Origin of the sequence: Brevibacillus parabrevis, assembly GCF_022701015.1 — a bacterium.
Lineage (GTDB): Bacteria > Bacillota > Bacilli > Brevibacillales > Brevibacillaceae > Brevibacillus > Brevibacillus parabrevis.
Genome location: NZ_CP064090.1, coordinates 4,427,319 through 4,446,416, shown reverse-complemented (window position 1 = coordinate 4,446,416; position 19,098 = coordinate 4,427,319). Strand labels below are relative to the sequence as shown.

Here is a 19,098-nt window from a genome sequence, read left to right as displayed (position 1 = left end):
GTGAAGGATTCCCGCAGTCTGACGAGAAAAAGAATCGTAAGGTCGCGCAACTTTTTACATCCCCAGCAGTCTAATGTTACAAAGGCCGCTGAGGGATCGGAATCGCAAGGAGGTAATCCTGATCATGACCGATTCCCAGCTTATCCGAGAAATTAAAGAAGGTAATCTGGAATGCTATGCTGAACTGATTCGTCGATATGAAAAAAAGATCCTCTCATTTGTCACTCATCTTTTGCGTCAGGCACATCTGGAGCATATTGCTGAGGATATTTGTCAGGAGACGTTTTACAAGGCGTATAAGAGCATTCATTCTTTCCGTGATGTAGAAGCAACCTTCTCTACTTGGCTCTATACGATTGCCCGTAACTCTGTACTCAGCGAATTGCGCAAAAGCCGCAACTCCGACGTGTATCTCGATGATACACTGCAAGTGCCGATGGCATCTCCCAAAACTTTGCCCGAGCAGGTTTTGTTGCGCAACGAGCGGGAGAGCATGGTCAGACTGGCTATTAACAACTTGCCGGAGAAGCAGCGCTCAGCCTTGATTTTGCGAGAGTACGAACAAATGGATTACACAGAGATCGCCACGATTCTCGATTTGACCGTCAGCTCCGTGAAATCCTTGCTGTTTCGGGCACGCCAAAGTATAAAAGGCCAGCTGGAAACCTACATCCTGGACCCTCAATTGGATGAAGCTGAAGGGATGAATCGATGATGAAATGTGAAGAAGTTCAGGAAATTCTGCCTGAATACGCCGAAAATCTGTTGTCAGAGGTGACCCAACGCCGTGTTGATCACCATATGGCATCGTGTTATGCCTGTCGTGCCGACTATGAAATCTGGTCGGACAGCGGGGAGTGGATGGAAATGGACAAGGAAGAGTACCATTCCGTTACGCCTTCCCGTTCCATTGTTGATGCTGTCATGGCCCGGATTTTGTCCGAGGAGCAATGGGCGATCCCGATTGGCAGAAAAATTTTCAGTGTAACAGCCAGAATGAGACGCATGGGAGCAAGTGTAGCCGTTTTGTTGCTATTGTTGTTTACTTTTACTTTATATGTCAATTCCACTTCGACCGAGCAAGCCAATTCCCTCGTGATCAACGGGGAAGTGATGGCGATGAACACGCCAAAAGCGCAAGTCATCTCCTCTTCCATGCAGACAGACGATGGTACATACGTGGTAGAAGCACAGCCGCTCACTTCGCAAAGTGATGCACTGGCTAGTGCGACCGCCTCGATCGTTCCGCTGGATGGAAAACCGGCAGCAACGGATTCAGCGAAGCCGAACTACCCGATTGTGCTCAGTGTGTTCGGGATTTTGATGACCGTATTGACAATGAGCTGGCTTACACGTGCATAATGGTATATGATCAAGAGAAATGAAAAGACCGTCTTAGGACGGTCTTTTGTGGCTATTCATCCAGAATACGGCCTAAGCATAATACATATGAGGTGAGCACGATGCCAAAAAAATGGCTGTATGTCATAGATGAGGCAATTAAGCGAATTGAGAACGACGAAGTGGAACTGGGTTTGACAGCCTTGCAAAAAGTGCAGGAGCACGGGGCTGACTTGCCTGATGTCATGATGTATTTGGCGGAAGTGTGGTACCGTCTGGGCCATTTGGACGTGGCAGGCAAACTGTTGTCGGAGGTTCTGGAAAACAATCCGCAGCTGGACCCTTCCTTGCGCAGAGAGTGCCAATTGCTGCTTGCCGAAATCGCGCTTGATTCCAGTGATTTTGAAACGGCGCAGCATCTGCTCTATGAGTGCAAAGAATCGGGCTATGACAGCATTCAGCTCGATTTGCTATTGGCAGATTTGTACGCGCTGCAAGATTTGGACGAGGTGGCTGTCAAATATTTGGAGCAGGCCAGACAAAAAGAGCCTGACAATCAGGACATTTTGGCTGCGCTCGGCAACCTGTATTTCCGCATCGGGGAAGATGAAGTAGCGATGCAGCTTCTGGAGCAGGCGGGCAGTGAAAGTCTGGAGCTGCTCTTGACCAAAGGACGCTCGTTGGCGCAAAACGGGCAGTTCGAGCAGGCGTATCAAGTATTCCGCCAGGCGCTTGTGCTCGATCGCTCGCCGGAAGTGCTGTATGGAGCGACACTGATGGCTTTCCACGTGGGACGACTGGAGGAAGCGGTGGAGCTGGTAACCACGCTGCAAGCCATTGACGAAGAGTACGTGGCTTCGTACCCGCTGGCGGCAGACATTTACTTGTCGCTGGGCAAAACCGAGCAAGCTATCGACGCCTTGAAGCAATACGTGACGCTGTCCGGCTTTGACCTCGATCAAATTCGCCGACTGATTGCGCTGTTGACGCAAGCGGGACGATACGACGAAGCGAAAGAATACCAGCAATTGCACGATCAGTGGGATCACGAAACAGAAGAAGAGTAAGCAAAAAAAGCTTCAGTGCATAAAAAAATCGACGAACAGGAAGTCACTCATGTGGCTTCCTGTTTATTTTTCCGCTTATTGGCAAGAATGAGGGATACAAGAAAGCCATCGCAAAGAAGGGATGCACAGATGAACTTGGCTGAGATCTTGGTCTACACCGATATCCGGCAGCTCCATCAGATTGCCAACCACTACGGATGCGAATGCAACCCTCATTCCAAAAACGAATTGATCACTTCTCTCTTGTCCAGTCTGCGTCACCGGTTGACAATCTCTCAGGAAGTAGCGCAGTTGTCTCAAGCCGAAATACACTTTTTGCTGCAGCTTTTGCTCGACAAGCGAACCGTCATGTCGCTGGAGGATTTGCTCGCCAAAGCGGGCGTGGCTCTTTTGGCAGCAAAAGAAAAAAAGCAGGATTCGGCAAGGCAATTTGTCGCGGCGGCGATGAAAAGAGGCTGGATATTTCCTGCCAAAAGCAAAACGGTCGGGCAGTATCAAATTCCGTTGGACATCCGAGAACCTTTCATACAAGCCTGGCTCGATCAGTGGCGCGAGGAGAACGATCTGGTGATCCCCGGCCCGCAGGCGTACAGGGACGAAGGAACGGCTCTTTGCGACGATATCATGCAATTTTTACAATTCCTTCAGCAGGAGCCTGTACCGCTTACGGCTGAGGGAGGCATGTACAAACGGCATCAGCAGCAGTTGTTTCAATTTTTGTACGTGAAGGAAGAGCCGCTTTTGCCGCAAAAATGGCGCTTTGGATACGGACTGCACTTCGATGTATACCCGGATCGCTTCTCTTTGCTTTACGACTTCTGCTACTACAACAAATGGATGGAGGAGGCGGAGGGGAGAGTAGGCATTACCGAGGCGGGACGGGAGCGGTTGGAACAGCCGTATTCCGATCAGCTTTACCATGATGTGATCCGCTTCTGGATGCGATTGTACAAGCGGGCGATCCCGAATTTGCCGATGCTTGTCCAGTTGATTCCGCTCATCGCCTCTGGCGGCTGGGTGCGGCAGGAATCGCTGCTGCATACGCTGGTTCCCTGGATCAAAGAGTTCTACTACGATGCACCCGCAGATATTTTGATCAATCGAGTCTGCAAAATGATGGTGCATCTCGGATTGCTTCGAGTCGGCCAAGACGAGCATGAACAGTGGTTGTACACTGCCACCTATGCGAGCCAGACTTGGCTTCGAAAATACAACGGCTTTACGGAAACGACTATTTTATTGAAGTGAGGGATGGGTATGGAGTGGCCAAATTTCTATTCCAACGCGTACGGAACGAACAATCAAATGGTGTCCGGGTTGCTGTCCGAGATGGTAATCGACGAGCAAATGCGGCAGTACCGCAAGCGGACGCTGTACCAGGAAATTGACGAGGCGTTGGCTACGAAAAACAAAGAGCTGTTCATCCGCCTGACGGGCGAATTGAAAGAGATCATGGCTTACGAAAAGGCGTAGCTGCCTTGGCCGGAAGCTGTGTTGCGAGACTTTGCCGATTCATGGTACGCTAGTTTCCAGAATCTACACGAGAAGAGGAGACGGCGTTATGCAATGGAATGTAAACGAATTTGAAAATTGGGAGGAGCTGCGACCCTATGTGGATACCGCGCTGCTCCCTCTTTATTTGTACAAGGACGGTATCGGGGTAGAAGAACACGTGCTGCGCATGAACTATTTGCTGAATATAGCGGCAGGCATCGAACAGCGGCTCAAGGGGCGAGTTCTCCTGTTTCCGCTCAGCTATCAGTTTGCAGAAGCGAGTCAAGGCCAGAAGACGCCGCGAGACTTCGCTTTTTCAGTCGGATTGCATTTTTCGCAGGACAAAATTCGCTTGGACGAGCCGGGGCAGGAAGGCTGTCTCATGCTTCCGGTCGGAGAAGAAGATCTGGACTCAGCCTTGCGTTTTGAAGTGACTGTGGATGTTTTGGTCCAGGAAATTATTCGTCTGTGGCAGCGAAAGACCGCGCAATAGAGAAAGCGTTTTCCGGTAATACTACAGGAAAACGGGAGGGACAAGGAGCAAATTTTGACAAAATGGCAACAATCTATCAGCAGGCAGGGGTTGGCTTCTACCATGCCCGCTGGACATTCTTGACATCTTTATAGGCGTTAGCTATGATTGGGATTGACCTAGTGTATATGTATGAAAACGCCATCGTAGCGCTATTTTACAGGATAAGGAGGGAAAAAAGAGATGGGAGACAAACGCGAAATTTCCAGACGTACTTTTTTGAACTACGCTCTGATGGGAACTGGCGGGTTCCTTGCTGCGGGTATGATCACCCCGATGATTCGCTTTGCGGTTGACCCTTTACTGCAGGGACATGCAGGTGGAGATAAAGTAGCAGTTGGTTCTCCAGATGAATTCAGCGCAGTACCTAAGCGCGTTGAATTTAAGGTACATACCAAGGACGGTTGGTATGAATCCGAATCTACGTTGTCTGCATGGGTAACCAAAAACGACAAGGGTGAGATCCTTGCTCTGTCCCCAATCTGTAAGCACTTGGGCTGTACCGTTGACTGGAATACCAGTCCGGAACATCCAGATCAGTATTTCTGTCCATGCCACTTGGGCCGTTACACGATCAACGGTGAACACATCTTGGGTACACCGCCGACAGCATCTCTTGATGAGTACGAAACAGAAGTAAAAGACGGCAAGCTTTATTTGGGTAAGGTAAAGGCAAATCCTCGTCCGGGGGTGAACGGCTAAGATGTTACAAAAAATGTATGATTGGGTCGATGAGCGCCTGAATATCACTCCGATGTGGCGCGACTTGGCCGACCACGAAGTACCTGAGCACGTGAACCCGGCACACCATTTCTCTGCTTTCGTTTACTGCTTTGGGGGCCTAACGTTCTTTATTACGGTTATTCAAATCTTGTCTGGTATGTTTTTGACGATGTACTATGTACCAGACATTATCAACGCCTACGAGTCTGTTAAATACCTCCAGAACGAAGTTGCATTCGGGGTAATCGTACGCGGTATGCATCACTGGGGCGCGAGCTTGGTCATCGTGATGATGTTCCTACATACTTTGCGTGTTTTCTTTACAGGTGCATACAAAAAGCCTCGCGAGCTGAACTGGGTTGTGGGCATGCTGATCTTCTTCGTCATGCTGGGCCTCGGTTTCACAGGCTACCTCTTGCCATGGGACAACACCGCATACTTTGCGACAAAAGTAGGTTTGGAGATTGCAAACTCCGTTCCGCTCATCGGTCCGTATGTAAAAATGTTGCTCACAGGTGGAGACATCGTAGGTGCGCAAACGCTTTCTCGCTTCTTCGCGATTCACGTATTCTTCCTGCCAGGCGCATTGCTCGGCCTGTTGGGCGCTCACTTTGTTATGATCCGTTCGCAAGGTATCTCGGGTCCACTATAATGGGTCTTCGATAAAAAGGAGGAAATAGCATGGCAAAACAAGATAAAGATGCTACCTTCGTCGGAGATTCCCGAGTATCGGCGAAGCGTATCCCTAATATTTCTCCATCCTACTCCGACTTTCCGGGAAAAAATGAGCCGTTCTGGCCTAACTTCCTGCTGAAAGAGTGGATGGTGGCAGCTGTTTGCTTGGTCGGCTTCCTCGTGCTGACGGTTTCTCATCCATCGCCGCTGACTGACAAGGCAAACCCGAATGATACGTCATTCGTTCCGTTGCCAGACTGGTACTTCCTGTTCCTGTACCAAATGCTGAAATACCCTTGGGCTGCGGGAGATTGGGTAGTCCTCGGTACGATCATTATTCCGGGTATCGCCTTTGGCGGACTGATGCTTGCTCCTTGGCTGGATACCAGCAAAGAGCGCCGTCCTTCCAAGCGTCCGGTAGCAACTGGTTTGATGCTGACAGCTCTGGTAGGCGTTTTCTACCTTACGTGGGCTGCGGATCACGAGCACTCCCTGAGCCATCCATCCAGCAAGGATTCTGGTGGCGCTGGTCATGGCTCCAACGCAACGGCTCCGGCACCTGCTGACACCAGCTTTACAGCAGATGCGGTATGGAAAGCTCAAACAAGCTGCATGGGTTGCCACGGCAAAAACATGGAGGGCGGCATGGGTCCAAACCTCCAGAAGATCGGTGAAAAATACGATGCAACGCAGATTGCCGATATCATCAAAAATGGTAAGCCACCTGCAATGCCAGGCGGCATGATCAAGGATGATGCGGAAATCACGAAGTTGGCCGAGTACATGGCAACCTTGAAATAAGCTAATAGAGAAAAAGCTGGCTGACGATGCGGTCAGCTTTTTCTTTAGCGGCGTACACAGCGGGAGACGATAAACATGATCTGGATATGGGAGTGGTTCAAGCATTCTTTGGGGAAAAGATGGTTTCTATGGACGCTGTTTATCGTAAACCTGCTGGGAACTATATACGGATTCATCTGGTATAAAAACCAGCTGGCAGAAACGCCAGCGTACTTGACTCCTTTTGTCCCAGACAGCCCAACAGGTAGTGGCCTTTTTACTTTGGTCATCCTTACCTATTTGTTGGGTCGCCACATCCCGGTACTGGAAGCACTGGCAGGCATCACGAATTTCAAGTATGGTGTATGGGCCGTTTGCATTATCTTGGCGGGTTGGATGATGGGGAATGAAGTACGCTGGACAGATGTGATGTTAATTATTTCACATGCTGGAATGGCGGCTGAATCGGTGCTGTATGCACGCTTTTACAAATTGAGCATCCTGCCAGTGGGGATCGCTGCGCTGTGGACTTTAAACAACGACTTTTTGGATTACGTGATGGATATCCACCCATGGCTGCCGAGTGTGCTTGACCCGTACGATGGTTTCGTCGGGCTGTTTACTGTGCTTCTCAGCCTGGTATCCATATCGGTTATTTGGATTGCAAACAGCAAGCACACGATAAACAAGGTCTAATCTTGTCCTCCTTTCCATAGGCTGTACTAGGGGAAGGAGGTTTTTTGCGTTGAAGAAAAACATCCGGTTTTTACTGTTCTTTTTGGCGATCGGATTGTTTTTGTCCTGGCCGATACACAGTTTGTACTCCAAGCTGAATCAACCGATCGAAGCACAGCAATTAGTGGCTCTGGATCAGATTGCCAATGATTTTTTGAATTACGCAAAAAAAGGGGATATTGAAGGCGCACAAGAGCGGATTGTGCAACTGGCGGAGAAGTTCCCGAACCAGCATTTGACGTCTCCGCTCAAAATCGAGAGCCTGAACGCGGTAACGCAGTCGATTTTGGCGGCGAAAAAAAGCTTTTCTTCTGCCAACGTGAGCGAGCAGCAGCTGTTGTGGCACGCCACGCAAGTTCGGGTAGCGATTGATGCTTTGACGCATGAACATCAGCCGATGTGGCGCAGCTATTATCCCTCTCTTGTCACCCAAGTGCAAAACTTGCAGCAATCTGCGGTAGAGCGTAATTTCACCCAATTTCGCGAGCAGTTCGACGAGAATTATCGGCTGTTTTTGGCGATCAAACCGGGCATGAGCATCCAGCTGCCGGAGGAGCAATTGGCTTCGATTTCCTCGGCTTACGATGTCATTTCCAAAGAGATGAGAAACGCGCAAATGGACTGGCAGCTCATCAGGGAAGCTTTGCGCGATTTGAACGGTTCCATCCAGACGGCATTTGTTGGCGAGGAGAAGAGCACCTTTGCCCGCCTGATGATGCGGCCTGATTCGCCCATGACGATGCTGCTCTCGATTGCGATTGCGCTCGTTGCCGCTTTGGCTTATGTGGCGTGGAAAAAGTACGATGGCGAAATTCGCTCCACCTGAAAATGGAAGGAAGCGTACACAAAAAACCTTGCCCTTATGCTCAGGCAAGGTTTTGTTGCGTTTGAAGCTTTAATCATGCAGCGGTTTTTTATTCTCATCAAGCGTAAAGCCTTCGCCCAGCACCTCGTGCACGTCATTGACGATCACGAAAGCGTGCGGATCGATCTCTTGCACGATGTTTTTAAAGCGCATGACTTCGTTGCGGCTGACGACGACGTAAATGACTTTCTTTTCTTCCCCGGAGTAAGCTCCTTTACCCGCCAGAAGCGTTACGCCACGGCCGAGATCGAGAATTTGCTTCGAGATTTGCTCGGCGTGATTGGAAATGATGGTCAGCGCTTTTCCGGCGTAAGCCCCATCCTGGAAAAAGTCGATGACGCGCGCTGCGATAAACACGACGACGAGCGTGTACATCGCGCTCTCCAGGTTCAAGTAGATGAGCGATGCGCCGATGACGAGGATGTCGCCGAAAAACAGCGTTCTACCCATGCTGACACCCATGTATTTTTGCAGCAAGCGGGCGATGATGTCTACTCCGCCAGTCGTTCCGCCATAGCGGAAAATAATGCCCAAACCGACGCCGACAGCTACACCAGCGTACAGGGAAGCGAGCAGTCGGTCTTTCATCACGAGCGGCATGACGCCGTCAAAGACGGAGAGAAAGACGGAAAGGGCGACCGTTCCTAAAATCGTGTAGAAAAAAGACGTGCGGCCGAGAATTTTCCAACCTAACAAGAACAGCGGTACGTTCAAGACGAAGAAGACAATCCCTTGATCTACGACCGGGAACAATAGCTTGATCAAAATGCTAATCCCCGTGATACCGCCCTCGGCAAGATGGTTGGGGATGTTGAAGGCGTTAATGCCGAATCCCATGATGGCAGAACCGATAATGATGGCGATGATGCTCTTTAAACGGATGTTCATAGTGTCCTCCTGTTTTGCCGGAGCCGAAATGGATGCTTTTTTTGTCCGACATGTTGTGCAGTTGTGCGGGCGAAAACCTTGATGCCTGAGGGTCATACGAAAGCCATTATAAATGACCGATTATTTGATTGTCCATATGTTGGAAGAGGAAGTATTGAGATTTGGCAAACGCAGCCTTTTTGTGTACGATAGGTGAAAGAGAGAAGGATGAAAACAACAAAGGAGTGGGCGAATGGAACGGCAAAAAACGATGCAAGAAATCCAGCAGGAAGTGGACCAATACATATCGCAATTCAAGGAAGGGTATTTTTCACCGCTGTCCATGCTGGCTCGCATGACGGAAGAAGTCGGGGAACTGGCACGGGAGATCAATCATTTTTACGGCGAAAAGCCCAAAAAGAAAGACGAAGGCGAGAAAACGGTCGAAGAAGAACTGGGCGACGTCCTGTTTATTGTGATCTGCTTCGCCAACTCGCTTGGCATTGATTTGCAGGAAGCGTTTGATCGTATTATGCACAAATTCAACACACGCGATAAAGATCGCTGGACAAGAATTGAGGAGAACGATCCGCATGAATAAACAAATACGCGTAGCGGTGGCGGGCGCCAACGGACGCATGGGACAGGAAGTTGTCAAAATGCTGGCGCAGGACGACCAGATGATCTATACCGGCAATCTGGATACGCGCCTTGACGCGGAACAAATTGCCAAACAAATGGAAGAAATGCAGCCTGACGTGCTTGTCGATTTTACGACACCGCATAGCGTGTACAAAAACATGGAGCTGTGTTTGGCACACGGCGTTCGACCTGTGATCGGGACGACCGGGTTGACTCCCGAGCAGTTGCAGGAAATGACCGATCGCTACAAAGAAGCGGGTCTGGGGGCGATCATTGCTCCGAATTTTGCGATTGGGGCCATTCTTTGCATGAAATTTTCCGCGATGGCAGCGAAGTACATGCCGCATGTGGAGATCATCGAGCTGCACCACGACCGCAAGCTGGATGCGCCAAGCGGCACAGCACTAAAGACGGCGGAAATGATCGCTGCTGTGCGCCAGGAGCTGAAGCAGGGACACCCGGAAGAAGTGGAGACGATTCCGGGTGCGCGGGGAGCCGAGTACGAAGGTTTCCGCATTCACAGCGTCCGCTTGCCGGGAATGGTTGCTCACCAGGAAGTGCTGTTCGGTGCGACCGGGCAAACGTTGTCGATTCGCCACGATTCCATCAATCGCGAGTCGTTTATGCCAGGCGTCAACTTGGCGATCAAAGCTGTGATGAGCATGTACGGTTTGATTTACGGGCTGGAACATTTGATTGATTAAACGTTTGATTAAAAAAGCGATCTCTATCGAGACATAAGGGAGAGTTTCTCGTGAAAATTGCATTGATAGCGCATGATCGAATGAAAGAAGAGATTGTCCAATTGGCAACGGCCTACGAGTCGATCCTGGCCGAGCATGAGCTGTATGCCACGGGTACGACAGGCGCAAGAATCATGGATGCCACTTCGCTGAAACTCACCAGATTTTTGTCAGGACCTCTGGGGGGCGACCAGCAAATCGGGGCGAAAATTGCCCGAAACGAGATGGATCTGATTATTTTCTTGCGTGATCCGCTTACTTCGCAGCCGCATGAGCCGGACATTATTGCGCTGCTCAGGCTGTGTGATGTGCATAAAATTCCGTTTGCCACCAACCTTGGGTCTGCGGAAATCATGCTCAAGGCGCTGGAGCGCGGGGAGTTGTCCTGGCGCGAGGTGCTGCACGAGGAGAATGAGGCATGAGTTCACTCGACATTTTGGCGATTGGTGCGCATCCTGATGACGTGGAGATCGGCGCGGCGGGGAGCCTGCTTTTGGCGGCGCAATCCGGGAAGCGTACAGCGATTCTCGATCTGACGTACGCCGAGCTGTCGTCGAATGGCACGGTGGAGCGCAGACAACAGGAAGCGGCTGCGGCTGACAAGCTGCTAGGGGTTGCGGCGCGCTACAATTTTGGCTTGCCTGACCGCGGGCTGGAGAGCGTCAGGGAGCAAGCGATCGAGCGGGTCGTGAAGCTGATCCGCGAAACGCGTCCGCGTACAGTGCTCGCTCCGTATTTTTCCGATCGGCATCCCGACCATGAGAGCGTAAGCCGCATCGTGCGGGAAGCTATCTTCAATGCGGGTATCCGCAAGTATTTGCCTGATTCGGAGCTGCCAGCGTATCGCCCTGCTCAATTTCTGTACTATTTTATTAATTCGACAGTCACACCCCAGTTTGTGGTCGACATTACCGCGATCTACCCGCAAAAAATGGAAGTGCTCCGCTGCTACCGCAGTCAATTCGAGCTGGAAGAAGGCAGTGTGCAGACTCCGTTGACCAACGGGTATCTGGAATCGGTCGAGTATCGCGAGCGCTTGTTTGGGCAACAAGCAGGCGTGACGTATGCAGAAGGATTTGTCAGTGCTGCGCCTTATGTATTGAACAGCTTGTGAAAAGGGGTGACACCTAAGAAATGAACATTGGGATTACTTGTTACCCATCTTTGGGAGGCTCAGGGGTTGTCGCGACAGAGCTTGGCAAGCTGTTGGCGGAGCGCGGGCATCAGGTGCATTTTATTACCGGCGGGATGCCTTTTCGCCTGGGAGCCTTCCATCCGAATATTTTTTACCACGAAGTAGAAGTGAACCATTATGACGTGTTCAAATATCCGCCGTACGATTTGACGCTGGCAAACCGGATGGCGCAGGTGGCCAAAAATGAAAAGCTGGACTTATTGCACGTACATTATGCCGTGCCACATGCGCTGTGTGCGTTTTTAGCGAAACAAATGGTCGGGGATCATCTGAAAATCGTCACGACTCTGCACGGGACCGATATTACCGTGTTGGGGTATGACTCGAACTTGAGCGACATGATTCGCTTCGGCATTGAGCGCAGCGATCTCGTGACGGCTGTATCCAAAGATTTGATCAAGCAGACAAAAGAGCTTTTGCACGTCGAAAAAGAAATCGTTCCGGTGTACAACTTCGTCGACAAGCGGCGCTACTACCCGAAAGAGGTAGAGCACCTGAAAAAAGTGTTCGCTCCAAACGGGGAGAAAATCCTCATGCACATATCCAACTTCCGTCCGGTCAAGCGCGTTCCGGATGTCATTGACATCTTTGCGCGAGTCAGACAAGAGATGCCTGCGCGTCTGATCCTGATTGGGGAAGGACCGGAGATGGGGGCCGTCCGCAAGCAAATCGCCGAGCAAGATTTGACAGAGGACGTATGCTTTTTGGGCAAACAGGAGGACGTAGCGGAAGTGTTGTCCATGGCAGACTTGATGCTCTTGCCGTCGGAAAAGGAAAGCTTCGGCCTGGTTGCGCTGGAGGCAATGGCGTGTGGCGTTCCTGTCGTGGCTTCCGTGGCTGGCGGGATTCCCGAAGTGGTTGTCGATGGCGTCAACGGCTTTTTGCGTCCGATCGGAGACGTCGAAGGCATGGCGCAAGCGGCGATTCGTCTGTTGCAAAATGAAGAAATGTATCGCCAGTTTTCCGCGAACAGCATCGAACGCTCCTGCAAAACGTTTTGTCACGAAACGATTGCCTCCGAGTACGAGGCGCTCTACGCCAAGCTGCTCGGATAAGCACTCGATACGGGCAACAACAGCTATTGGCGGGACAATCGGCTTTTCACCAATTGATGCAACTTGGATACAAAAATGAACAGCCCATACAAAAATCTCATGAGTGTCGCCTCCTCATAACATCGGGTGAACCATGCGAGAAAGGGGGGAGCGGTATGACGCTCCATCTGGCAAACCGGGTTCTTGAGACGTTGGAGAATCACGGATTTGAAGCTTACTATGTCGGCGGATGCGTCCGCGATTGGCTGCTGTCTCGGCCCGTGCACGATATAGATATATGTACGAATGCCCATCCTGGCGACGTCATCCGCTTGTTTCCCGATCACGTTCCGACCGGACTCAAGCATGGGACAGTGTCTGTCAGGATCGAGGGGCAATTTTTTGAAGTGACGACTTATCGGACGGAAGGCAAGTATGAAGACTATCGCCGTCCGGCAGACGTCCAGTTCGTGTCCGATCTCAGACTGGATTTGGAGCGCAGGGATTTTACGATGAATGCCATGGCGATGAATCGGATGAAAGAGCTTCAGGACCCGTTTGGCGGTCAGGCAGATATGGCAGCGCGACTGGTCAGGGCCGTGGGACAACCGCTGGAGCGCTTTCGGGAAGATGCGCTGCGATTGCTCCGAGCCGTTCGCTTTGCGGCGCAGCTCGGTTTTGCGATTGAGGCCAGGACGCTTGCTGCCATGAGCGAGACGGCTTCGCTTTTGGCGCATATCGCTGTGGAGCGTGTCCGGGAAGAGCTGAATAAAATGCTCGGCAGCCAAGCCCCGCAAATCGGTTGCGATCTGATCAACGAAACGGAACTGTTTGGCTATTCACCTGTCTTGCAGCGATTGTTTCGCGATTCGGCTTCCCAATTTTGGCGGAGTGCGCATGTAAACAGTCTGCCGCAAAAATGGGCGCTTCTGTTCTACGCAGCGCAGTTTACCTCCGAGGAAGCGATCGCTGCCTGCCAGCTTTTGCGAATGTCCAAGCGGGAGACGGAAGCAATCGGTTTTTTTGTGGAGCAATTGCGGCATTTGCAACCGGAGTGGGATCAGCCAAAACCGCTTGAGTGGGGGCAGTTGTTGCTCGAAGCAGGCTGGGAAAAATGCGAGCAGCTCGCCCAGCTTTTGCTGGCATGCTGGTGGAATCAACAGCCGCAAGCCATGCTGGCGAGCCTGTCCGAACAATATCACGCGATGCCGGTCAAAACCATGAAGGAACTTGCGATAACCGGGCTTGATCTGCAACTCGCCCTGCAAAAGAAACCGGGGGAATGGATTGTCCACGTGTTGCGGACGCTGCTGCGGCAAGCGGCCCTGCACGGATTGCCGAACACCCCCCATGATTTGATTGAAGCTGCAAAGAAAGAGGTTGCGCAAGATGAACATTAAACAAGTCATTCTTCAAGCCTTTCGCGATCAGCCGGGACGCTTTATTTCCGGCGAAGAGCTGAGCCAGACGTGCGGCTGTTCGCGAACAGCGGTCTGGAAGCATATCGAGGAGTTGCGGCGGGATGGGTACGAGGTAGAAGCTGTCCGCAAGTCGGGCTATCGCTTGCTTGCAGCGCCTGATCGGCTGTCTGCGGCAGAAATCATGGCGGGGCTGTCTACCGCGCGGATCGGTCAGCATGTCATCGCCCATGACGAGGTCGTCTCCACGCAGCCGCTCGCGCACGAGGCTGCGGCAAAAGGCGCACAGGAAGGCACGCTCGTTTTGGCGGAGCAACAGACGGGAGGAAAAGGGCGGCTGGGACGTCCCTGGCACTCTCCGAAAGGGACAGGCATCTGGATGAGCCTGATCGTCCGCCCTGCGATCCCGCTGCCGAAAACGCCGCAGATGACCTTGCTGACAGCGGTGACTGTCGCGAGAACGATTCGCGAGGAAACAGGGCTTCCTGTCAAGATCAAGTGGCCGAACGATATTTTTATCGGGGACAAAAAAGTGTGTGGGGTATTGACCGAGCTGAACGCGGAATCGGATCGCGTCAATTACTTGGTGATCGGCATTGGGCTGAACGCCAACAGTGTACAGGCTGACTTTCCCGAAGAGTTGTTGTCTATCGCGACTTCTTTGCGAATCGAGTCAGGCACTCCGATCAAGCGCGTTTCGTTCATCCAGCGCTTTTGCCAAAACTTCGAGGAAGAGTACGACCATTACTTGCGCGCAGGCTTCGCGCGTGTGAAGCAAGAGTGGGAAGCCAACTCCTATTCGATTGGCCGCTGGGTAACCGTCCAGACGATCTCGCAAAAGCTGGAAGGTCAAGCGATAGGGCTTGATGAGGAAGGCGTGCTCATGGTGGAAGATCGGGCAGGCCAGATCCATAAAGTGTATTCGGCGGACGTCAATTATCGTGCAAATGTGTAGATGATTTGCTATACTCCAAAAGGGAGGCTGTATCTTTTCAAGAACGGTACTCCCGGAGTATTTTTGCAGCAAATGGTGTATAGATAAGGCAAATACGCAAGGACAAAAATCTGCTCAGAGCCTTTGTGGACCGAGACAGAAGGAATCCGTTCAAGACAAGTATGTCTCTTTGGCATGGACAACCTTCTCCCTTTTATGAGCGAGAAGGTTTTTTTATTCCTCTCTATCCACGAAGCTTGGCGCGAAAGAGGAGAAGACGCAAATGACAAAACAAGTCACGACTTCGGACATCCGCAAAAAGAAAGAAGCGGGCATTCCCATCACGATGGTGACAGCTTACGATTTTCCATCGGCAAAGCTGGTGGAGGACGCTGGCGCGGACATGATTCTCGTTGGCGACTCGCTCGGCATGGTCGTGCTTGGCTACGACTCCACGCTGCCTGTGACGATGGACGATATGGTCCACCATACGAAGGCGGTGACAAGAGCGGCCAAACGCGCTTTTGTCGTTTCGGACATGCCGTTTCTCAGCTATCACGGCACGATCGAAGAAGCGGTGAAAAATGCGGGAAGACTAATGCAGGAGGGACTCGCCAGAGCAGTCAAGCTGGAGGGCGGAAGCGAACTTGCGCCTCTGATCACCCGATTGGTTCAGGCAGGCATTCCGGTAGTGGGACATATCGGCCTGACTCCGCAGTCGGTTCATCAGCTTGGCGGTTATAAAGTGCAGGGACGCGATCTGGAAGCGGCAAAAAAATTGCTGGATGACGCATTGGCTTTGCAGCAAGCTGGCGCTTTTGCGATTGTGCTGGAATGCGTGCCGCAAGAGGTAGCCAAAATGATTGCCCAAAAGCTGGAGATTGCCGTAATCGGCATCGGTGCTGGGGCAGACTGTGATGGACAAGTGCTCGTGTTCCACGACCTGGTTGGTTACGCTTCCCAATTGACGCCGAAATTCGTCAAGCGCTACGCTGACATCGGCACATCCATTCGCGAGGCAGTCGCCACGTACGTCAAAGAAGTCGAGCTTCGTCACTTTCCGGGGCCTGATCACGTGTTTCGTGCATCGGAAGAGACGATCAAGGAGCTGTACGGAGAAGGAGTGACCCAATCATGATTCAAACGATGCAGCAGCTATCCACAATCGAGGATGTGCGCGTTCAAATACAAGCAGCACGGCGGCAAGGCAAGACAATCGGCTTTGTGCCCACGATGGGCTTTTTGCATGAAGGACACCTCAGTCTGGTCAAGGCAGCGAGAGAAAAGTGCGACCTCGTCGTCATGAGCATTTTTGTCAATCCGCTGCAATTTGGCCCGAATGAAGATTTTGAACGGTATCCGCGCGATATCGAGCGTGACAGCCGGATGGCGTCTGAAGCGGGAGTCGATCTGCTGTTCACACCAACTGTCGAAGAAATGTATCCCAAGCCGATCTTGACGACGGTATCGGTAGCGAACGTCACGACACCTTTGTGCGGCGCTTCCCGGCCGGGGCATTTTGACGGAGTGTCGACGGTGGTCTTGAAGCTGTTCTCCATCGTCCAGCCTGACTATGCGTTTTTCGGTCAAAAAGATGCACAGCAAGTAGCCGTGGTCACGCAAATGGTCAAAGACTTGTCCGTTCCGGTCGAGGTAGTGCCATGCCCGATCGTTCGGGAAGCAGATGGACTGGCGATGAGCTCGCGCAATGTGTATTTGTCCGCAGAAGAACGCTCACAGGCACTCATCCTGTCGCAAAGCTTGCAGCAGGCAGCAGAGTGGCTCGCAGAGGGCAAGCCGCTTGCCGAGATCAAAGAGCGTATCGAGCAAATGATTGCAGCAAAACCGCTGGCAGATATCGACTATATCCAAATTTTGGGTTATCCTGATTTGGAGCCAATCGAAAAAGAGACATCCGGACAAGACATTATCGTGGCGCTTGCTGTCCGTTTTGGCAAGACACGTTTGATTGACAACCTGATCGCGTCTGTCCGTTAATCATACGTGGTAAGCGAAAAAGTTCCATAAGGATGACAAGGGAGGTAATGCCTGTGTTTCGCACTATGATGAAAGCGAAAATCCATCGCGCAACAGTGACAGAAGCGAACCTCAACTACGTGGGGAGCATCACGATCGACAAAAATATTTTGGATGCGCTCGATATTTTGCCCAATGAAAAAGTGCAAATCGTGAACAACAACAACGGGGCGCGTCTGGAAACGTATGTGATTGAAGGAGCGCCAGGAAGTGGCGTAATTTGCCTGAATGGCGCAGCAGCCCGTCTCGTTCAGGAAGGCGATATCGTGATCATTATCGCCTACGCCATGATGACCGATGAGCAAGCTCGTACGTACAAGCCAAAAGTGGCGATCATGGACGAGAAGAACCGGATCAAGGAAATGCTTGGCGAGGAAGTACACGCGACGATCCTGTAGACAAAGCATTTGCCTTTGGCTTTGCGCATAGAGCCACCTGCCTTGTGAGACAATGAAACTACTCATGCCTCACAGGGGGGTGGCTTTTTCGTGAAGATCGAAGACTGGTTTCAGACGTTGCGCACAAAAGCACAGACGATAGAGGAACGGTGGCAGGAAGCATCGGAGCAGGAAAGGCTTCAATTAGCGGATCAACTGTTTTACTTGCGGCAGGTCAGCGATACGGTCGTCGATTTGTGGCTGCAATTTGAAGAGAAGCTGTCCAACGCGATCCGGCACATCAAGCAAATGGAAGGGCAGCTGCCGACAGAGACGCAAGAGGAAAAGGCCAAGCCCGTTTCCTTAAAAAAAGAACCGTTAGCGACGGACCATAAACAGGATGGCCAAAAAGGGACGGCAAGCGAGGCCAAGAACGAGACTAAAAGCGAGTCAAAATCCGAGCCGAAATTCGAAGCCAAAGCCGACAAACTGCCGCAAGCGATGCACGCCTATGAGCCTGTATTTCGCCGCGGAGAAGGGTTTTACCATCTGCGCATGTTCCAGGACGCGAAAAAGTGTTTTGCCGAGCTGGTGAAAGAAGCGCCGGACTGGGAAAGCGGTCGGCTGTATTACGCTTACAGCCTGTTGTTTTGCGACGACAAGGAAATGGCTTTTCGCGAGTTTCGGCTGTTGGGAAAATCGGCAAGCTCGCCTGCGATCGTGGCGATCAGCAGCAATGCCATCGGCTGCATATTAGCGGAGGAGAAGCAGTGGCTGGAGGCCGCGCAAGCTTTTAAAACCTCGCTGGAAGTAAAGCCTGAGCAGGACGAAGCCAAGTACAACCTCGCTCTCTGCTACTTGATGGACGGCGATGCCCAGGAAGCGCTCGATGAGATCGAATGTTATTTGCAAAAGCACGAGCAAGATTGGGAGGCACAGCTGTTATGGCTTCGCGCCGCCAAACTGCTGATGCAGATGGACGAGACGGCAGAGCTTGTTGCCCCATCAAGCCTGACTTTGCCCAACCGCGAGCTCGATAACGAGACGTTGCAGGAAATGGCTCATTTGTACGAAGCTGTGGGCAATTACCACCGGGCACAAGTGTGCTATCATTTTTTGACGGAACGGTTGCCCAAGGAAGGCTGGACGTGGCACGGGCTGGCATGGAACACCTGGCTGATCGCCGGGAGCAAACGAGCGCTGACGCTTGTGAAAAAAGCGATCAGTCTGGCGCCAGAGCAGGATGATTTCGTGTTCAGCTACGGCTGGATGCAGCTGTTTGATGGCAATATCCCGGGGGCCATTGCAGCGTTTCGCGGCATTTTGGCAAAAAACAGCGAAAACCGCCTGGGGCAGTCCGGAATGATCTCCGCTTTTGAAAAAGTCGGGGAGACGCTGGAAGCGAAGCGGTTGGCCAAGCTGTTTCTGGATGATGCGGACCCGTATATCCGTTCTCTTGGGTACTTCCACTTGGGGAGACTGGCGATGGTGGAGGAAAACTGGCGGCTGGCTGAGCAGTATTTCCAGCGAACGTTGCCCCACGCAGACCAGTTTCGGGAAATCCCGCTTTACTTGCAGCTGTGCGCGAGCAAGCTCGGCGCAGAAGCTGTGCAAAACGAGCTTGTGCAGCCGTAATTGC

General features: G+C 51.8%; 23 protein-coding genes. 22 read left to right on the top strand and 1 reads right to left on the bottom strand.

Annotated elements, in window-relative coordinates; translation table 11 throughout:
* Window positions 1-124 precede the first annotated feature (124 nt).
* The 11 genes from IRJ17_RS20180 to IRJ17_RS20130 all read left to right on the top strand — a co-directional run bounded on the left by IRJ17_RS20180 (window position 125) and on the right by IRJ17_RS20130 (window position 8,173).
* On the top strand, window positions 125-715 hold the full coding sequence (locus IRJ17_RS20180; RefSeq protein WP_063226965.1) for an RNA polymerase sigma factor: 591 nt from the start codon (window positions 125-127) through the stop codon (window positions 713-715).
* A complete protein-coding gene (locus tag IRJ17_RS20175; protein ID WP_122963566.1) occupies window positions 712-1,362 on the top strand; it encodes a zf-HC2 domain-containing protein in 651 nt (216 codons plus the stop codon). The genes IRJ17_RS20180 and IRJ17_RS20175 overlap by 4 nt, the downstream gene beginning before the upstream one ends.
* Before the next feature lie 101 nt (window positions 1,363-1,463).
* Window positions 1,464-2,408, top strand: coding sequence for a tetratricopeptide repeat protein (locus tag IRJ17_RS20170; RefSeq protein ID WP_122963565.1), 945 nt, complete (start codon window positions 1,464-1,466; stop codon window positions 2,406-2,408).
* A gap of 129 nt (window positions 2,409-2,537) precedes the next feature.
* Entirely contained in the window at window positions 2,538-3,656 is a 1,119-nt protein-coding gene (locus IRJ17_RS20165) for a hypothetical protein (RefSeq protein ID WP_122963564.1), read from the top strand.
* A 9-nt stretch (window positions 3,657-3,665) separates the two neighbouring features.
* Window positions 3,666-3,881: an IDEAL domain-containing protein gene (locus IRJ17_RS20160; protein ID WP_063226969.1), complete on the top strand. Its 216-nt coding sequence runs from the start codon at window positions 3,666-3,668 to the stop codon at window positions 3,879-3,881.
* A gap of 88 nt (window positions 3,882-3,969) precedes the next feature.
* Window positions 3,970-4,395, top strand: coding sequence for a DUF2487 family protein (locus tag IRJ17_RS20155; protein WP_242771736.1), 426 nt, complete (start codon window positions 3,970-3,972; stop codon window positions 4,393-4,395).
* A 222-nt stretch (window positions 4,396-4,617) separates the two neighbouring features.
* The gene (locus IRJ17_RS20150; protein ID WP_063226971.1) at window positions 4,618-5,136 is read left to right on the top strand and encodes a Rieske (2Fe-2S) protein; all 519 of its coding nucleotides are present in this window, start codon (window positions 4,618-4,620) and stop codon (window positions 5,134-5,136) included.
* Between the two features lies 1 nt (window position 5,137).
* A complete protein-coding gene (gene qcrB, locus IRJ17_RS20145) occupies window positions 5,138-5,809 on the top strand; it encodes a menaquinol-cytochrome c reductase cytochrome b subunit (RefSeq protein ID WP_049740092.1) in 672 nt (223 codons plus the stop codon).
* 29 nt (window positions 5,810-5,838) lie between these two features.
* Window positions 5,839-6,633 carry a menaquinol-cytochrome c reductase cytochrome b/c subunit gene (locus IRJ17_RS20140; RefSeq protein ID WP_122963562.1) on the top strand — a complete coding sequence of 265 codons (795 nt, stop codon included), beginning with the start codon at window positions 5,839-5,841 and terminating at the stop codon, window positions 6,631-6,633.
* Window positions 6,634-6,708: 75 nt separating this feature from the next.
* The gene (locus tag IRJ17_RS20135; RefSeq protein ID WP_063226973.1) at window positions 6,709-7,308 is read left to right on the top strand and encodes a DUF1405 domain-containing protein; all 600 of its coding nucleotides are present in this window, start codon (window positions 6,709-6,711) and stop codon (window positions 7,306-7,308) included.
* Between the two features lie 49 nt (window positions 7,309-7,357).
* Window positions 7,358-8,173 (top strand): sporulation protein YpjB, encoded by an 816-nt coding sequence (locus tag IRJ17_RS20130; RefSeq protein WP_122963561.1) that lies wholly within the window; start codon window positions 7,358-7,360, stop codon window positions 8,171-8,173.
* 69 nt (window positions 8,174-8,242) lie between these two features.
* Here the strand turns inward: IRJ17_RS20130 and IRJ17_RS20125 are convergent, their stop codons facing one another.
* Window positions 8,243-9,100, bottom strand: coding sequence for a YitT family protein (locus tag IRJ17_RS20125; protein ID WP_063226975.1), 858 nt, complete (start codon window positions 9,098-9,100; stop codon window positions 8,243-8,245).
* Between the two features lie 232 nt (window positions 9,101-9,332).
* On the opposite strand from IRJ17_RS20125, the gene IRJ17_RS20120 reads away from it, so the two are divergent.
* The 11 genes from IRJ17_RS20120 to IRJ17_RS20070 all read left to right on the top strand — a co-directional run bounded on the left by IRJ17_RS20120 (window position 9,333) and on the right by IRJ17_RS20070 (window position 19,094).
* On the top strand, window positions 9,333-9,680 hold the full coding sequence (locus IRJ17_RS20120; RefSeq protein WP_122963560.1) for a nucleotide pyrophosphohydrolase: 348 nt from the start codon (window positions 9,333-9,335) through the stop codon (window positions 9,678-9,680).
* A complete protein-coding gene (gene dapB / locus IRJ17_RS20115) occupies window positions 9,673-10,425 on the top strand; it encodes a 4-hydroxy-tetrahydrodipicolinate reductase (protein WP_122963559.1) in 753 nt (250 codons plus the stop codon). The genes IRJ17_RS20120 and dapB overlap by 8 nt, the downstream gene beginning before the upstream one ends.
* Before the next feature lie 50 nt (window positions 10,426-10,475).
* The gene (locus IRJ17_RS20110; RefSeq protein WP_063226978.1) at window positions 10,476-10,886 is read left to right on the top strand and encodes a methylglyoxal synthase; all 411 of its coding nucleotides are present in this window, start codon (window positions 10,476-10,478) and stop codon (window positions 10,884-10,886) included.
* Entirely contained in the window at window positions 10,883-11,578 is a 696-nt protein-coding gene (bshB1, locus tag IRJ17_RS20105) for a bacillithiol biosynthesis deacetylase BshB1 (RefSeq protein ID WP_122963558.1), read from the top strand. Before IRJ17_RS20110 ends, bshB1 begins: the two co-directional genes overlap by 4 nt.
* Window positions 11,579-11,598: 20 nt before the next feature.
* Window positions 11,599-12,714: an N-acetyl-alpha-D-glucosaminyl L-malate synthase BshA gene (gene bshA, locus IRJ17_RS20100; RefSeq protein ID WP_122963557.1), complete on the top strand. Its 1,116-nt coding sequence runs from the start codon at window positions 11,599-11,601 to the stop codon at window positions 12,712-12,714.
* Between the two features lie 155 nt (window positions 12,715-12,869).
* Window positions 12,870-14,093 carry a CCA tRNA nucleotidyltransferase gene (locus IRJ17_RS20095; RefSeq protein WP_122963556.1) on the top strand — a complete coding sequence of 408 codons (1,224 nt, stop codon included), beginning with the start codon at window positions 12,870-12,872 and terminating at the stop codon, window positions 14,091-14,093.
* On the top strand, window positions 14,083-15,066 hold the full coding sequence (locus IRJ17_RS20090; protein WP_122963555.1) for a biotin--[acetyl-CoA-carboxylase] ligase: 984 nt from the start codon (window positions 14,083-14,085) through the stop codon (window positions 15,064-15,066). Before IRJ17_RS20095 ends, IRJ17_RS20090 begins: the two co-directional genes overlap by 11 nt.
* Before the next feature lie 262 nt (window positions 15,067-15,328).
* A complete protein-coding gene (panB, locus tag IRJ17_RS20085; RefSeq protein ID WP_122963554.1) occupies window positions 15,329-16,183 on the top strand; it encodes a 3-methyl-2-oxobutanoate hydroxymethyltransferase in 855 nt (284 codons plus the stop codon).
* Window positions 16,180-17,043: a pantoate--beta-alanine ligase gene (panC, locus tag IRJ17_RS20080; protein WP_122963553.1), complete on the top strand. Its 864-nt coding sequence runs from the start codon at window positions 16,180-16,182 to the stop codon at window positions 17,041-17,043. Before panB ends, panC begins: the two co-directional genes overlap by 4 nt.
* 53 nt (window positions 17,044-17,096) lie before the next feature.
* Complete coding sequence (gene panD, locus IRJ17_RS20075; protein WP_122963551.1) at window positions 17,097-17,480, top strand: aspartate 1-decarboxylase; 384 nt, start codon at window positions 17,097-17,099, stop codon at window positions 17,478-17,480.
* A 90-nt stretch (window positions 17,481-17,570) separates the two neighbouring features.
* Complete coding sequence (locus tag IRJ17_RS20070; protein WP_242771734.1) at window positions 17,571-19,094, top strand: tetratricopeptide repeat protein; 1,524 nt, start codon at window positions 17,571-17,573, stop codon at window positions 19,092-19,094.
* Window positions 19,095-19,098: the final 4 nt, after the last annotated feature.

Coding starts and splice junctions, on each gene's coding strand:
- bshB1 (WP_122963558.1), top strand. CDS start 10,883: ATGAGTTCACTCGACATTTTGGCGATTGGTGCGCATCCTGATGACGTG.
- IRJ17_RS20140 (WP_122963562.1), top strand. CDS start 5,839: ATGGCAAAACAAGATAAAGATGCTACCTTCGTCGGAGATTCCCGAGTA.
- dapB (WP_122963559.1), top strand. CDS start 9,673: ATGAATAAACAAATACGCGTAGCGGTGGCGGGCGCCAACGGACGCATG.
- IRJ17_RS20135 (WP_063226973.1), top strand. CDS start 6,709: ATGATCTGGATATGGGAGTGGTTCAAGCATTCTTTGGGGAAAAGATGG.
- qcrB (WP_049740092.1), top strand. CDS start 5,138: ATGTTACAAAAAATGTATGATTGGGTCGATGAGCGCCTGAATATCACT.
- IRJ17_RS20165 (WP_122963564.1), top strand. CDS start 2,538: ATGAACTTGGCTGAGATCTTGGTCTACACCGATATCCGGCAGCTCCAT.
- IRJ17_RS20095 (WP_122963556.1), top strand. CDS start 12,870: ATGACGCTCCATCTGGCAAACCGGGTTCTTGAGACGTTGGAGAATCAC.
- panC (WP_122963553.1), top strand. CDS start 16,180: ATGATTCAAACGATGCAGCAGCTATCCACAATCGAGGATGTGCGCGTT.
- panB (WP_122963554.1), top strand. CDS start 15,329: ATGACAAAACAAGTCACGACTTCGGACATCCGCAAAAAGAAAGAAGCG.
- IRJ17_RS20120 (WP_122963560.1), top strand. CDS start 9,333: ATGGAACGGCAAAAAACGATGCAAGAAATCCAGCAGGAAGTGGACCAA.
- bshA (WP_122963557.1), top strand. CDS start 11,599: ATGAACATTGGGATTACTTGTTACCCATCTTTGGGAGGCTCAGGGGTT.
- IRJ17_RS20175 (WP_122963566.1), top strand. CDS start 712: ATGATGAAATGTGAAGAAGTTCAGGAAATTCTGCCTGAATACGCCGAA.
- IRJ17_RS20155 (WP_242771736.1), top strand. CDS start 3,970: ATGCAATGGAATGTAAACGAATTTGAAAATTGGGAGGAGCTGCGACCC.
- IRJ17_RS20160 (WP_063226969.1), top strand. CDS start 3,666: ATGGAGTGGCCAAATTTCTATTCCAACGCGTACGGAACGAACAATCAA.
- IRJ17_RS20180 (WP_063226965.1), top strand. CDS start 125: ATGACCGATTCCCAGCTTATCCGAGAAATTAAAGAAGGTAATCTGGAA.
- IRJ17_RS20090 (WP_122963555.1), top strand. CDS start 14,083: ATGAACATTAAACAAGTCATTCTTCAAGCCTTTCGCGATCAGCCGGGA.
- IRJ17_RS20125 (WP_063226975.1), bottom strand. CDS start 9,100: ATGAACATCCGTTTAAAGAGCATCATCGCCATCATTATCGGTTCTGCC.
- IRJ17_RS20170 (WP_122963565.1), top strand. CDS start 1,464: ATGCCAAAAAAATGGCTGTATGTCATAGATGAGGCAATTAAGCGAATT.
- IRJ17_RS20150 (WP_063226971.1), top strand. CDS start 4,618: ATGGGAGACAAACGCGAAATTTCCAGACGTACTTTTTTGAACTACGCT.